Raw genomic sequence first — 13,803 nt, forward strand, 5'->3', positions numbered from 1 at the left:
GGTGCGATCCCCGAGCGGGGTCGCACCGCGCTCACAGCTGTGCACTAGAAATCCATGGGCCGAGTTCCCATGGATGGCAAGAATTCTTCGGTGAAGCTATCGGTATGCCTGAACATCTGCGGTACGGAAGAATCCAGACCGACCGCTCGGCACGATTTCGAAGCCTTCGCCGACCATAATCACAGTGACGTAACGCCCATACCGCATACCCCCGGCAACTAGTGAATCGCGACCCCGGCACGCTCAGGGGTTTCCGGCTGCGCTTCGAAGGCGACAGCGATCGCCTGCACCCAGCCACGCGGGCTGATGCCCTCGGGCGGCGCTATCCATCGCGAATCCACCACGGCCGGACCGAGTGGATGCCGTGCCCACTGCGCCACCCGCCCGGCTCGCTCGGCCACCCCGTCGGGAGGTTCTCCGGCAGTGGCGATCTCGACCCCGCCACCGGACTGCAGATAGAGCGCGTCCATGATCTGGGCGACCCGGTCGGAGGCCTTGAGCTGGGTCGAAGTCCCGGTCTCTTCCTGGACGACCTCGGGAAATCGTTCGACCAGCACCTTGTGCAGGGTCCGCACGCGGCGCAGCAGCAACCGGGCACGTACCCACATCTCGACCACGATCCACACCGCACCGAAAGCAATGAGCAACGCGGCGACCTGCCAGAACGGCCAGGCCCAGCCGGGCTCGCCCGGACCGGATCGAGCGGCCCCGGCGGCACTGCGCACCAACTGACCGACAGCGAGCACAACCACCAGCACAGTGCCGGTGACATAGACGGCGATCCCACGGCCGAGCGCGGTCCAGCTCAGATTGCGCAGACCGGTGACCACGACGAATATCCCGGTCAGCCCGGTCACCACCCAGCCCGCGGCGAACGACGTGCTCACCGTGGCGGCCATGGCGAACAACCCGGTTCCGTATATCCCCCCGGCGATCTGGCGCAGATTGCGGCGCGAGACCACAGGCCAGGCCGCCGAGGCGACCACCGAGGTCGCGGTGGTGAAGAGCAGCCATGCTGCGACCACCAGCCCCTCCGACAGCCGGCCCGGCGGCAACCCACCGGGCAGCAGATTGTCGATGGCGAGCGCCACATCGGGAACCGCGACGGTGCATGCCAGCGCGACTGCAGAAACGGCCACCACGATCGCCACCCGCGCGGTGGTCGCCGGTTTCACGAGTACTCGCCCCACCCGCGCACCCGCGGCGACCCAGACGATCAGGGCGGTCAACCAGAACGTCATCCCAGAGCCTCATCGAATCGAAGGACCGAGACGCCAGCGCCCCGGCTGTTGAATACGCGCAGCCGCGTCATCAGCATGGCGGCGAAAGTTTCGGCCTCCCATTCGGCCTGATCGTCCGCACCGTCCTCGAGTGCGGTCTGATGAGCGCGCTGACTCAGCATGTAGGCGATGAGTTCGTCGCTGACCTCAAGGGTCACCTCGGTAGCCGGAGCGCCTTCGTGATCGAAGACGATATGCCCCAGTTCGTGGGCCAGCGTGTGGTCGCGGCTCGGCAGCGCACTGGCCAGCACGATGATGTCCTTGGCCGGGTAGTAGCGGCGCTGTCCGCAGACCCCGGGACCGAGATCGGCATCCGCGATCTCGATCGGCCGGCCACGTTCGGCGGCCACCGCTTCCACCACTTGTTCGAGGGTGGTGGCATCCGCGTCCGCCGCGACCGCGCATACCGCGTCGACCGCCGCCGCCACCCGGCGATAGGCACGAGCGCTCTGTGTCCGGCTCTGTGTCATCGCGATCACGCACCCGTTCCGAAGAATTGGGCGCGCGCGGCGTCGACCCGTGCCTGAGCCTGGGCGGCACTCTGGTAACTCATCACGGCCGAACCGGTCCCGGCGATGGCCAGCGCGATCAACCCCCCGATCACCGACAACACCTTGGGTTCGGGCAGCAGGCCCTCGGCATTCGTCGGTCGCACCGCGTGGTTCGGCGGTGCGGCGGCGATCGAGGGGGCATCACCCGGAGCGGGTGCGGCGGCGACCGGCGGGGCGGCAGGGGAAGCGAGGACCGCGACAGCCACATCCGGCGCGGCCGGGCCACCGGCACCGCCCGGTGCGGGCAGCGCAAGCGGCGGGCCGACCGGCGGTGGAGGTGCCGCCGGAACCGGAAGCAACAGTGCCAGTAGTGGAACCGCGGAACCCACACCGGCCGAACCCACCGCGGCCGAACCGGCAGCAGCCGAACCGACAGCAGCCGAGCCCACCCCCGCCGAACCGGTGCCGAGCACTCCGGCGCCCGCGGAACCGAGACCGGCGGAACCGGTCCCGAGCAAGCCGGCTCCCGCGGCCGAACCCGTTCCGACCGCGGCCGAACCGAGCCCGAGTCCGGCCGAACCGGTGACGCCCACCCCGAGACCGGCGGAACCCACCGCGGCCGAACCGGTGCCTACAGCGGCCGAACCGGTGGCACCGGCAGCCGATCCGGTCACCGCTAGCGGGGCGATCGCGGCCGATCCGACTGCCGCCGATCCGGTGGCGAGGATGGTGCCCAGCGCGGTCGCCAGCCCAGCGGCGCCCAGCGGTTCGGCTATCGGTGCCGGTTCGGGGGCCGGGGCGGCGGGTGTACCGGATTCGATCGGAGCCACGGGTTCGGCGGCGGGGGCGCGGCCCGGGATGTCCAGTGTCCGCCATCGGGCCGAATCATCGGATTCCGTTCCGCTGCCGGCTGTCCCCTCGTCCGGCACAGCGGGTGTGTCTCCGGCCGGCGCGCTGCTGCCGGTGCCGAGTCCGGGACCCGGTTCCGGCTGTGCCCGGCCACCGGCCGCCGGGTCGCCCGACCGATCCGGGATGACGAGCGGCTCCCCATTCTCGGAAGGTTCGGGCGCATCCGGCGACGCCGGTCCGGCACTGCCGGAACTACCGGACGGCCCCTGCTCGACGATCGGTCTGCGGGACGGATCGGCCTGCGCGACTACCGGCCCCCCGAACACGCCCAGGCATCCCGCCGCCCCGGCTACTGCGAGCAATCGCTTGAAGCGGCCCAAGGCCATGCGTCAGCCATCCCCTCGATCGGTCATGCGAATTCACCCGGCGTTGCCGCGTTCCGGGCAGTAGCTACAGATGGTTGCCCATGGTAAACCAGCACACAAGTCGACGCATGACGAAGCGTCGACCCCGCAGCAGGCCTGGTACCGACCCGCAGATAGCGGGCCAGGCCACCGCATTCACCGCCCGGATGGGCATGGGATAGGTCACGATCACCCCACCGCCGCCGGGTAGCTGGAAAGCGACCCCTTCCCGCACCGAACCGACACGAATATCTCCTCGATCTGCCGGGACCGAGACCCGCGTTCAGCGAGGCGGCGCTCCGGGACCGAGGAGACCGAGGAGACCGAGGAGACCGAGGAGACCGAGGAGACCGAGGAGACCGAGGAGACCGAGGAGACCGAGCGTAGGCGTGCGGAACCGGGTTCACGAGAGCCCGGCTCCGCAGCGCCGGAGGCGCCGCCGGTTATCCGGCGCCGTAGACCGGTTCCGGGGTGGCGCCCTTCGCGATCAGTTCCGATACCACCGACCCGAGTTCGGCCGGATTCCACCGCTGGCCGCGGTCCACCGGGACACCGTGGCGCCAGCCCTCGGCCAGCGCGAGGCGCCCGCCTTCGACCTCGAACATCCGCCCGGTGATTCCCGCCGATTCCGCGCTTCCCAGCCACACCACGATCGGGGAGATGTTCTCCGGCGCCATGGCGTCGAAACCGTCTTCGGGCGCGGCCATCATGTCCGCGAAAACTGTTTCGGTCATGCGGGTGCGGGCGGAGGGGGCGATCGCGTTGACCGTGACACCGTAGCGGCCGAATTCGGCGGCGGCGGTGAGGGTCAGGCCGGCGATTCCCGCTTTGGCGGCACCGTAGTTGCCCTGACCGACGCTGCCCTGCAGACCCGCGCCGGAGCTGGTGTTGATGATCCGGGCATTCACCGCGCGTCCGGCCTTGGATTCGGCGCGCCAGTACGCGGCCGCATGGCGCATGGTGGCGAAATGGCCCTTGAGGTGGACCCGGACGACCGAATCCCATTCGTCCTCGGCGAGGTTGACCAGCATTCGATCGCGGACGAACCCGGCATTGTTGACCAGGACGTCCAAGCCGCCGAAGGTGTCCACGGCCTGCTGGACCAGGCGTTGCGCGCCGTCCCAGCTCGCGATGTCGTCACCGTTGGCGACGGCTTCGCCGCCGGCCGCGCGGATCTCCGAAGCCACCTGCTCGGCGGGGGTCTCCGCGGTCGATTCACCGCTGAGGGTGGAGCCGAGATCGTTCACCACGACCTTCGCGCCCTCGGCGGCGAAGGCCAGCGCGTGCGCCCGGCCGATGCCCCGGCCGGCGCCGGTGATGATCACGATCCGTCCGGCGCAGATGCCCTCGGTTGCCATGTCCGTTCCTATCGTCGATGGTCGATATCTGTTCGAGCTGGTCGGGTCAGCTCTCGGGCTTGTCACCGCTGTGTCCGGCAGTGGCGACCGCGAGGAAGGCCGGGGGTTCGCCGCCACCGTGTATCTGCAGGGTCGCCCCGGAGATGTATCCGGCCAGCGGGGAGAGCAGGAAGGCCACTCCGTTGCCGACGTCCTCGGGTCGGGCCAGCCGGCCCATGGGGATGGTCTGGCCGACGGCGGCCACGCCCTCGGCGTCGCCGTAGTGGAGGGCGCTCAGTTCGGTTTCCACAGCGCCGACCACCAGTGAGTTGATCCGAACCTTCGGCGCCCATTCGGCGGCGAGGGAGACGGTCAGCGCGTCGACCCCGGCTTTCGCCGCACCGTAGGCGGCGGTTCCCGGCGAGGGCCGGTGACCGCTGAGGCTGGAGATATTGACGATCGAGCCGCCCTCGTCCTGGCTGCTGATCACCGCGTGCGCGGCCTGCGCGACATGTAGAGCCGAGAGCAGGTTCAACTCGATGATCTTGGTGTGGAATCTGGGGCTGGCGTCCCGCGCCAGCGCGTAGGGCGCTCCCCCGGCGTTGTTGACCGCGTGATCGAGCCGGCCGTGGCGCCGGACGATCTCGGCGATCATCTCCTGGACGGCCTCGGGATCGCGGACATCGCACGGTAGGAAGTCGATCGCCCGCCCGTCCACCTCGACCGGCACGTCGCCGGGGCGGCGGGCGCACGCCACCACCGTCGCACCGGCGGCCAGCAGGACCCGGCTGATTCCGGCGCCGACGCCGCGGACACCGCCGGTTACCAAGACGACGCGATCGGACAGGTCGATTTCGAGTGCCACCGTGTTAACCTACCAAGCAATTGCTTGCTTAGCCAAGATGCTCGAGATGCGAGATGGGATACGCGATGGGGATCAAGCGCCATTCGGAATCCGCCGGTATCGCCGTGATCACGGTCGACTATCCGCCGGTCAACGCCATACCCTCGGACGGCTGGTTCGCCCTCGCCGACGAGATCCGCGCCGCCGGGCGCGACCCGGAGACCCGTGTGGTCGTGCTGCGGGCGGAGAACCGCGGCTTCAACGCAGGTGTCGATATCAAGGAGATCCAGCGCAAACCGGGACATCAGGCACTGATCGACGCCAACCACGGCTGTTTCGAGGCCTTCGGCGCGGTCTACGACTGCCCGGTCCCGGTGGTCACCGCAGTCCAGGGCTTCTGCCTCGGCGGCGGTATCGGCCTGGTCGGTAATTCCGACATCATCATCGCCTCCGAGGATGCGACCTTCGGCCTGCCCGAGGTCGACCGCGGTGCCCTCGGCGCCGCCACCCACCTCGCCCGCCTGGTCCCCCAGCACCTCATGCGCGCGCTCTTCTTCACCGCCAGCACCGCCACCGCCCAGCAGCTGCACCATTTCGGTTCGGTACTGAAGGTGGTCCCGCGCGAAGAGCTGGACGCCGCGACGCTGGAGGTCGCCAAGGACATCGCCGCCAAGGACGGCCGGGTCATCCGGGCCGCCAAACGCGCACTCAACGGAATCGACCTGCAGGACGTGCACCGCAGCTATCGCTTCGAGCAGGGATTCACTTTCGAATTGAACCTCTCCGGAGCATCCGACGAGATCCGCGAACGCTTCGACGAAGACCTGGCGGCGCAGAAGGACAAGAACTGACATGGAGCGGAAAACCATGCGAGACAAGCGGAAGACACTGGACGAGATCGTCGGTGAACTGCGTAGCGGTATGACGATCGGGATCGGCGGCTGGGGTTCGCGGCGTAAGCCGATGGCCCTGGTGCGTGCCCTGCTGCGGTCCGACGTCACCGATCTGACGGTGGTCACCTACGGCGGACCGGATCTGGGCCTGCTGCTCTCGGCCGGGAAGGTCCGTAAGGCCTACTACGGTTTCGTCTCCCTCGACTCGGCGCCCTTCTACGACCCGTGGTTCGCGAAAGCCCGGACCTCCGGGCAGATCGTGGCCCGTGAAATGGACGAGGGCATGCTCAAATGCGGACTCGAGGCCGCGGCGGCGCGACTGCCGTTCCTGCCGATCCGCGCAGGGCTGGGTTCGGATGTGCCGAACTTCTGGGACGGCGAACTGCAGACGGTGACCTCGCCGTATCCGAGCCCGGACGGGCGCTCGGAAACCCTGATCGCCATGCCCGCGCTCGACCTCGACGCGGCGCTGGTGCACCTGAACATCGGTGACGCCCACGGTAACGCCGCGTACCAGGGTGTGGACCCCTACATGGACGACCTGTTCTGCCTGGCGGCCGAGAAGCGGTACCTGTCGGTGGAGCGGATAGTGGAAACCGAGGAACTGGTGAAATCGGTTCCGCCGCAGTCGCTGCTGCTCAACCGGATGATGGTCGACGCGGTGGCCGAGGCGCCGAACGGCGCGCATTTCACCCTCGGCGGTGAGAGCTACGGCCGCGACGAGAAGTTCCAGCGCCACTATGTCGAAGCTGCCGGGTCCCCGGAGACCTGGAAAACCTTCGTCGACACCTACCTCAGCGGTTCCGAGGCCGATTACCAGGCAGCCGTCGCGCGTTTCAAGGAGGAGCAGTGACCAGCACCGAAACCAGTACCCGGGCCGAGGTGTGCGCGATCGCCTGCGCCGAGATCTTCCGTGGCGCCGGCGAGATCTTCGCCAGCCCCATGTCGCCGATGGCGCAGCTGGGTGCGCGGCTGGCGAAACTCACCTTCGAACCCGATCTGCTCATCTCCGACGGCGAGGCGTTCTTCCTCGCCGAAACGCCGCCCATCGGCGGTAGAGCGCCGGTCGAGGGCTGGATCCCGTTCCGCAGAGTCTTCGATGTCCTGGCCTCGGGCCGCCGCCACGTGGTCATGGGCGCCAACCAGATCGACCGCCACGGCAACCAGAACCTCTCCGCCTTCGGCCCCCTCCAGCAGCCGACCCGGCAGATGTTCGGGGTGCGCGGCGCACCCGGCAACACCATCAACCATCCGACCAGCTACTGGGTCGGCCGCCACACCAAGCGGGTCTTCGGTGAGAAGGTCGATATCGTCGCCGGTGTCGGCTACGACAAGGTCGACCCCGGCAACCCTGCCTTCCGCTTCCACCACATCCACCGTGTGGTCAGCAATCTGGGCGTTTTCGATTTCGGCGGCCAGGACCACACCATGCGGGCGTTGAGTCTGCATCCCGGGGTCACTGCCGACGAGGTCGCCGAGAACACCTCGTTCGAGATCGCCGATCTGGGCACCGCCGGTGAAACCCGCCTGCCGACCGACGAGGAACTGCGGATCATCCGCGAGGTCCTCGATCCGAAGAAGATCCGTGACCGCGAGGTCCCGCAGTGACACCCCGGCTGCGAACCCCGCTCACCGAACTCGTCGGGATCGAACATCCCGTCGTGCAGACCGGTATGGGCTGGGTGGCGGGACCGGGCCTGGTCTCGGCCACCTCCAACGCGGGCGGTCTGGGCATTCTGGCCTCGGCCACGATGACCTACGAAGAGCTGGAAACGGCCATCGCCAAAACCAAGGCGCAGACCGATAAACCGTTCGGCGTGAACATCCGCGCCGACGCCTCCGACGCACCCGAGCGGATCGATCTGCTGATCCGCGAGAACGTGAAGGTCGCGTCCTTCGCCCTCGCTCCGAAGAAAGATCTCATCGCGAAGCTCAAGGACGCGGGCGTGGTGGTGGTCCCGTCCATCGGCGCGGCCAAGCACGCGGTGAAGGTCGCGTCCTGGGGTGCCGACGCCGTGGTGGTGCAGGGTGGTGAAGGCGGTGGACACACCGGCCCGGTGGCCACGACCCTCTTACTGCCGTCAGTGCTGGACGCGGTCGATATCCCCGTGGTCGCGGCGGGCGGTTTCTACGACGGACGCGGTCTGGCCGCGGCCCTGGCCTATGGTGCCGCCGGAGTCGCCATGGGCACCCGCTTTCTGCTCACCCAGGAGAGCAGCGTCCCGGATTCGGTGAAACAGGAATACTTACGCCGCCAACTCGGCGAAACAGTGGTGTCGACCAAGGTCGACGGGATGCCGCACCGGGTGCTGAACACCGAACTCGTTCAGAAACTCGAGCACTCGGGCCGGGTCCGCGGTCTCACCGCGGCCGTCGGTAACGCAGCCCGGTTCAAGAGCATGACCGGGATGAAATGGTCCACGCTGGTCAAGGACGGCTTGGCCATGCGCAAGGCCAAAGACCTCACCTGGTCGCAGGTCGTGATGGCGGCCAACACCCCGATGCTGTTGCGCGCCGGGCTGGTCGAGGGCAATACCGAAGCCGGCGTGTTGGCGGCGGGACAGGTGAGCGGCATCCTGGACGACCTGCCGACCTGTCAGGAGTTGATCGACCGGGTCGTGACGGACGCGGTCGCCCGGATCGGGGCCCTCGCCATCCTCCCCCAGGGCGCCGAATCGAACAGCTGACGGCAGTCGAAAGTCCCGTCTGCCATTGGCAGACGGGACTTTTCGTGCCGAGAAGGCCTCGCGAACCTGTCGACGACAAACTCGGCCGCTGGTGGATCGAAATCTTCCGGGTCGGCTCATGGTGCGCGCAAAGGCCACCGCGTCGGGCGCGACGCTCCGGATTCAGCGGCTGCGGATCACGCTCAACCTCGCGGCCAAGGGCGGATCTCGCCCCAGCCCCAGGTGGGCGTGGGTTCACTGGCCCCTTCCGGGGCGTCCGGGCCGGAGAAGAGCAACGCCATCCGGGTGCCCCATTCCAGATATCCCACAAAGGCCGACCGGAACTCGGCGTCGGCGGGCAGCCCGACCTTGTCCGCGGTATCGATCAACAGACTCATCCAGCGCTGACGCTGTTCCTCGGTCAGCGCCCGGCCGCGGTGCCGCGAGATCATGTGCTGATGGCCGCCGTGGTGCTGCGAATACACCGCGGGCCCGCCGAAAACCTCGCCGAGCCAGGCGGCCACATGTTTCGCGTGATCGGGATGCATACCCTCGAACACCGGCGCCAGCACCGGATCCTCGGGAACGCGGTCGTAGAAGGTGGCGAAGAGGTTCTCGAACGCCGCGGCGCCACCGGCCCATTCGTACAGCGAGGGCACCAGCGCGACCGGCTCGTAGTGCCGCATCTCCTCGATACCGGTCACGTAATCCTTGATCTCGGCGAAGAACGCGCGGAACTGCGGACTGTTGCGGAATTTGTCCAGATGATCGCTCGCCGACGTCCAGGTCAGCCGGAGGATATAGCTTTCGGGATCGTCGACGCACCGGTCCAGGTCATAGGTCCGGCAGTAGGGTGAGGCTTGCAGTGATACTGCGGCACGCCGGTAGGCGTCCTCGAACGCGGCCGGATCGGTGATGCGGTACCGGATGTACTCGGTGATCATCGGAGAAGTCGATCACCTTTGGCCGTAGGAGCACAAGAACGTACTTTGTGGTTCGTGAGCGTGCGGCGGACCTTCTACTCCTGCCAGGTCGAGCTGGCCATGGACACGATCGGCGGTAAATGGGCGGTGGTGATCCTCGGGCACCTCAAGGAATACCCGCTGCGCTACGGCGAACTGCGCCGGCTCGTCCCGGATATCACCGAGAAGATGCTCACCCAGCGGCTGCGCGAACTCGAGGCGGCACACCTGATCGAACGAACTGTGGACGAGGCAGCGGTCCGAACAGTGACCTATCGGCTGATCGACTCCGGACTACAGCCGGTACTGCAGGCGCTCTACGACTGGGGTGGCGCCCTGGCGGCCCGCGACGGGATCGAGATCGGCCGGCCCGAGGATCCGCCGGCACCGGAACCCGGCGGTCCCCTCAGCTGAGCGGAATCGACGCGTCCGCCTCGGCCTGTTCGAGGACGCTGTGGGCAAAGATCCGGGACGCGATACTGTCGCGCCCGGCCGCCCGGATCAATGCCTGGTGGACGGCGCGGGCACCGGATAAGGGCACGAAGGCCACATCCGGACGGGCGTAGAAGCCGCCGGCCCAGTCGCAGGTCGGGGTGATGGCTTTGCCCGCACCGATCAGCGACAGCATCTCCTGCCAACCGGCGGCGACCGGACCGCGGAGAATCGGGCGGCCCGACGGGGTCTGCCGCGGAAAAATGGCGTGTAGAACAGCGCCTGATCGGCCGGGACACCATCGTGAATATCGTGATCGGGATTTCTGGCCGGCCGAGTGGACACCGCCCACACCATCAGCGAACCGAATGTCGTGATCGACGGTGATCGTGCGCAGTTGCGCGCAATGGTCGAGGTCCGTCATCGGCTCGTCGCGGATCGGCGTCGCTACGCAGACCTCACCTACCTCTGCACTGCGCAGCTGATCGGCACCGAATCGCGGTGGCTGCTGCGCTACATCGGTATCGATACGGTCCGGCACGAGGGCAATCCCACCGAAATCTATTGCCGCGCACCGGTCGGAGCCCGTCCCCGGCTCCGGTCCGGATAACGCACCTCGTATTCGTCTACCCGGGCATCGGGTTCACGCGGTTCGCCCCGCACGGGCGAACCGGCAGTCTGTGCTGTCGAAAGGAAACAACTCTGATGAACATCGCCTACTACATCGTGGGAGTGGTTGCCGCCCTCTGGGTCGGCTTCTCCGGGTATGCACTGTTCACGAAACAGCAGTTCGTGGTCGAACCGCTCGAACAGTACGGAGTCCCCCGGTCGTGGTGGAACTGGCTGGCAACGGCCAAATCCGCCGGCGCCCTGGGCCTGATCGTGGGGTTCTTCGTACCGGTGATCGGCATCGCGGCCGCCATCGGGTTGATCCTCTACTTCCTCGGCGCGACAGCGACAGCGCTGCGGGCGCGTTCCTACAAGACCGCGATCTTCCCGGTGCTGTACATCATCCCGGTGGCCGCGGCACTGGCCCTGCAACTGGCCCGGTGAGCCCGGTGACGGCCGGCCCGCAACGAGCCGGCCGTCGTTCTCTCAGTGGAACGGAGTCTGTGGCCGCTCCTGCAACTCCCCATCGATATAGATATCGACCTTCTCGTTGTAGAAGCAGGCCAGCCCCGCGATCTTCTGGCTCTCCGGAGTAGGGGTGCGATAGATCCACACCAGATCCGGATACTCGGTGTCGCCGACCCGGACGTTCCAGTAGTCGGCATTGCCTTTGTACGGGCAGCTGGTGTGGGTCTCGGAGAGGCGCAGCAGATCCATCCGGATATCGGTGAGCGGCAGGTAGAAGCGGGCGGGCAGCCCGGTTTCGAACAGGATCCGCGGAGACCGTGAATCGGCCACCGTCACACCGTCGAGTTCCACCCGCACATGCCGCGAACTCGCCAGAATGTCGACCCGGGCGTAAGGGCTGCGCGGGTGGACATAGATCGGCTCGTCTTCCTCGAACCACTCGTCCATCGCGTCCCAGTCCAGCCGCACCAGGTCGCGCAACCGGGGCGATTCCGAGTAGCGAAGTGCCGCGCCGGGAGCTGTGGTTCCGTCGACGACGACGTCGTATCCGGTGCCCTCGCCACGGCTCGCCGAGGTGCGAGTACTGCCGTCGGCTTCGAGTTTCGCGCGGATATCGGCGGCCGGGATGTAATAGGTCGGGTAGTAGGGGTTCTCCCATACCAGTGCGGGCCGCACGGTATCGGCGACCAGGTGTCCGCCGAGATAGACCCGCACCCGCTTCTGGCTGGTCTCGACCCGGACCTCGTCTCGCTGCGCTTCGGTCATACCCTCCGACCCTACGCTCGGCAGGTTTCACCCGGCGGTCGCGAAAAGCGGGCCCCGCCTGTTGGCGGGGCCCGCGGGCGACCTCTCGTGAAGGTCAGTCTCCGACCGTCACCGCCTGCGCTTCCTCCACACTGTGCGGGGCGGGGTCGTGGTCGTCGATATGGGCGAGCGCGGAGCGGCCGGCCAGCAGCACTACAACGCCCGCGGCGGTGCAGACCGCGCCGACCCAGAACGGCAGCGAAACACTGGTCTCACCGAGTTTGCCCGCCAGCCACGGCGCGGCGGCGCCGCCGACGAACCGGACGAAACTGTAGGCGGCGGACGCGGTCGAGCGCTCGACCGGAGCGGAGATCATCACGGCCTCGGTGATCAGGGTGTTGTTCACACCGAGGAACAGGCCCGCCAGAACCACGCCCCCGATCAGCACGGGCTTGTGCTCGGCGAACATCGCCATCACCGCCAGGTCGGCGGCGAACAGTCCGACCGCCACCGCGATCATCGGCAGGGTGCCGAAGCGGTGCTGTAATTTCGGCGCGAAGAACACCGAGGCCACGGCCAGCAGGATGCCCCAGCCGCAAAAGATGAAGCCGATCGCGTAGGTACCCATGTCCAGCGGGAACGGGGTGTAGGCGAGCAGGGTGAAGAAGCCGAAGTTGTAGAGCAGGGCGGTGATGCTCACGACCAGCAGTCCGCGGTGCCGCAGCGCTTTGAAGGGCGCGGCCAGCGACGTCGGCTTCGCGGCCTTCGGGCTCTCGGGCAGCAGGACGACGATCGCGATGAAGGCGATGGCCATCAGCACGGATACACCGAAGAACGGGCCGCGCCAGCTGATTCCGCCGAGCACACCGCCCAGCAGCGGTCCGGTGGCGATACCGATACCGAGTGCGGCCTCGTAGAGAATGATGGCGCGGGCGACCCCGCCGCTGGCGGCGCCGACGATGGTGGCCAGCGCGGTCGCGATGAACAGCGCGTTGCCCAGGCCCCAGCCCGCGCGGAAGCCGACGATCTGCCCGACTGTTCCCGACATGCCGGCCAGCGCCGCGAAGAGAATGATCAGCGCGAGTCCGGCGAGCAGCGTGCGCTTGGCTCCGAACCGGCTCGACACCACGCCGGTGACCAGCATGGCCACCCCGGTGACGAGCATATAGCTGGTGAACAGCAGCGACACCTGCGACGGCGAGGCGTTCAGCTGTTCACCGATGGGTTTGAGAATGGGATCGACCAGGCCGATGCCCATGAACGCGATAACGCTGGCGAAGGCGACGGCCCAGACTGCTTTCGGCTGCCCGGTCGATGTGCTGGTCGGCGCGGTGGCCGTCCTGGTCGTGGTGCTCATCGGTGTTTCCTCGGTTGCGTGTGGTCCTCGGTCGACTCCCGGATCACCGCCAGTAGTTCCCGTAGATCAGCGGCGAGTCCGGTCAGGCGTTCGGCGTCGAATCCCGGTAGCGGACCCGACAGCGCCTCGCGCATGGACGCGCGGGTGGCGGCGAGCCGGGCATGTCCGGCCGGGGTGAGTGCTACGACGACGGCGCGCGAATCGTCGGGGTCGCGGTGCCGGGAGGCGTAGCCCTCCGCCACCAGCCGGGCGATGAGCGCGGTCGCCGTGGGTTGTGATGTGCGATCGATACGAGCGAACTCGCTGATCCGCAGCGAACCGTGTTCGTCGAGCACGGCAAGTGCGCGCACGGTGGCGCGCGGCAGGTCGTCGACGCTGAGCATTCCCGCCGCGCGCGTGAGCCGACCCGCGGTGACCAGCAGATCGACGACGGTGTCGTCCACTTCTGTCATCGGGATCGGCTGCAC

17 protein-coding genes are annotated in these 13,803 nt (G+C 67.7%); 7 read left to right on the forward strand and 10 right to left on the reverse strand.

The window, feature by feature from the left end; all coding sequences use genetic code 11:
• Positions 1-218: 218 nt before the first annotated feature.
• From ACWCPQ_RS23230 to ACWCPQ_RS23250, 5 genes are all read right to left on the reverse strand, one after another.
• Positions 219-1,241 (reverse strand): hypothetical protein, encoded by a 1,023-nt coding sequence (locus ACWCPQ_RS23230; protein ID WP_449902219.1) that lies wholly within the window; start codon positions 1,239-1,241, stop codon positions 219-221.
• Positions 1,238-1,750: an ImmA/IrrE family metallo-endopeptidase gene (locus tag ACWCPQ_RS23235; RefSeq protein ID WP_449902222.1), complete on the reverse strand. Its 513-nt coding sequence runs from the start codon at positions 1,748-1,750 to the stop codon at positions 1,238-1,240. Before ACWCPQ_RS23235 ends, ACWCPQ_RS23230 begins: the two co-directional genes overlap by 4 nt.
• A gap of 5 nt (positions 1,751-1,755) precedes the next feature.
• Positions 1,756-3,006: a hypothetical protein gene (locus ACWCPQ_RS23240; protein WP_449902224.1), complete on the reverse strand. Its 1,251-nt coding sequence runs from the start codon at positions 3,004-3,006 to the stop codon at positions 1,756-1,758.
• A 461-nt stretch (positions 3,007-3,467) separates the two neighbouring features.
• Positions 3,468-4,382 (reverse strand): SDR family oxidoreductase, encoded by a 915-nt coding sequence (locus tag ACWCPQ_RS23245; protein WP_449902226.1) that lies wholly within the window; start codon positions 4,380-4,382, stop codon positions 3,468-3,470.
• A gap of 46 nt (positions 4,383-4,428) precedes the next feature.
• Entirely contained in the window at positions 4,429-5,226 is a 798-nt protein-coding gene (locus ACWCPQ_RS23250; RefSeq protein ID WP_449902229.1) for an SDR family oxidoreductase, read from the reverse strand.
• A 65-nt stretch (positions 5,227-5,291) separates the two neighbouring features.
• Between ACWCPQ_RS23250 and ACWCPQ_RS23255 the strand changes: the two genes are divergently transcribed.
• The 4 genes from ACWCPQ_RS23255 to ACWCPQ_RS23270 are packed head-to-tail and all read left to right on the forward strand — an operon-like array spanning position 5,292 to position 8,785.
• A complete protein-coding gene (locus tag ACWCPQ_RS23255) occupies positions 5,292-6,056 on the forward strand; it encodes an enoyl-CoA hydratase family protein (protein ID WP_449902230.1) in 765 nt (254 codons plus the stop codon).
• A gap of 16 nt (positions 6,057-6,072) precedes the next feature.
• The gene (locus tag ACWCPQ_RS23260) at positions 6,073-6,951 is read left to right on the forward strand and encodes a CoA transferase subunit A (RefSeq protein WP_449902232.1); all 879 of its coding nucleotides are present in this window, start codon (positions 6,073-6,075) and stop codon (positions 6,949-6,951) included.
• Positions 6,948-7,706, forward strand: a complete 759-nt coding sequence (locus tag ACWCPQ_RS23265; RefSeq protein ID WP_449902233.1) for a CoA-transferase subunit beta — start codon at positions 6,948-6,950, stop codon at positions 7,704-7,706. The genes ACWCPQ_RS23260 and ACWCPQ_RS23265 overlap by 4 nt, the downstream gene beginning before the upstream one ends.
• Positions 7,703-8,785: an NAD(P)H-dependent flavin oxidoreductase gene (locus ACWCPQ_RS23270; protein WP_449902235.1), complete on the forward strand. Its 1,083-nt coding sequence runs from the start codon at positions 7,703-7,705 to the stop codon at positions 8,783-8,785. Before ACWCPQ_RS23265 ends, ACWCPQ_RS23270 begins: the two co-directional genes overlap by 4 nt.
• Before the next feature lie 182 nt (positions 8,786-8,967).
• On the opposite strand, the gene ACWCPQ_RS23275 is transcribed toward ACWCPQ_RS23270, so the two are convergent.
• Positions 8,968-9,708, reverse strand: coding sequence for a globin domain-containing protein (locus tag ACWCPQ_RS23275; RefSeq protein ID WP_449902237.1), 741 nt, complete (start codon positions 9,706-9,708; stop codon positions 8,968-8,970).
• 54 nt (positions 9,709-9,762) lie between these two features.
• On the opposite strand from ACWCPQ_RS23275, the gene ACWCPQ_RS23280 reads away from it, so the two are divergent.
• Positions 9,763-10,140, forward strand: coding sequence for a winged helix-turn-helix transcriptional regulator (locus ACWCPQ_RS23280; RefSeq protein ID WP_449902239.1), 378 nt, complete (start codon positions 9,763-9,765; stop codon positions 10,138-10,140).
• Here the strand turns inward: ACWCPQ_RS23280 and ACWCPQ_RS23285 are convergent.
• Complete coding sequence (locus ACWCPQ_RS23285; protein WP_449902240.1) at positions 10,133-10,354, reverse strand: hypothetical protein; 222 nt, start codon at positions 10,352-10,354, stop codon at positions 10,133-10,135. The two genes, ACWCPQ_RS23280 and ACWCPQ_RS23285, sit on opposite strands and share 8 nt — an antisense overlap.
• A 141-nt stretch (positions 10,355-10,495) precedes the next feature.
• Between ACWCPQ_RS23285 and ACWCPQ_RS23290 the strand changes: the two genes are divergently transcribed.
• A complete protein-coding gene (locus tag ACWCPQ_RS23290; RefSeq protein WP_449902243.1) occupies positions 10,496-10,768 on the forward strand; it encodes a hypothetical protein in 273 nt (90 codons plus the stop codon).
• Positions 10,769-10,863: 95 nt separating this feature from the next.
• Entirely contained in the window at positions 10,864-11,211 is a 348-nt protein-coding gene (locus tag ACWCPQ_RS23295) for a DoxX family protein (RefSeq protein ID WP_449902245.1), read from the forward strand.
• A 42-nt stretch (positions 11,212-11,253) separates the two neighbouring features.
• On the opposite strand, the gene ACWCPQ_RS23300 is transcribed toward ACWCPQ_RS23295, so the two are convergent.
• The 3 genes from ACWCPQ_RS23300 to ACWCPQ_RS23310 all read right to left on the reverse strand — a co-directional run bounded on the left by ACWCPQ_RS23300 (position 11,254) and on the right by ACWCPQ_RS23310 (position 13,803).
• Positions 11,254-12,000 carry a DUF427 domain-containing protein gene (locus ACWCPQ_RS23300; RefSeq protein WP_449902247.1) on the reverse strand — a complete coding sequence of 249 codons (747 nt, stop codon included), beginning with the start codon at positions 11,998-12,000 and terminating at the stop codon, positions 11,254-11,256.
• A gap of 94 nt (positions 12,001-12,094) precedes the next feature.
• Positions 12,095-13,336: an MFS transporter gene (locus ACWCPQ_RS23305; RefSeq protein ID WP_449902249.1), complete on the reverse strand. Its 1,242-nt coding sequence runs from the start codon at positions 13,334-13,336 to the stop codon at positions 12,095-12,097.
• On the reverse strand, positions 13,333-13,803 hold the full coding sequence (locus tag ACWCPQ_RS23310) for a MarR family winged helix-turn-helix transcriptional regulator (RefSeq protein WP_449902251.1): 471 nt from the start codon (positions 13,801-13,803) through the stop codon (positions 13,333-13,335). Before ACWCPQ_RS23310 ends, ACWCPQ_RS23305 begins: the two co-directional genes overlap by 4 nt.

The organism is Nocardia sp. NPDC001965 (assembly GCF_053594175.1).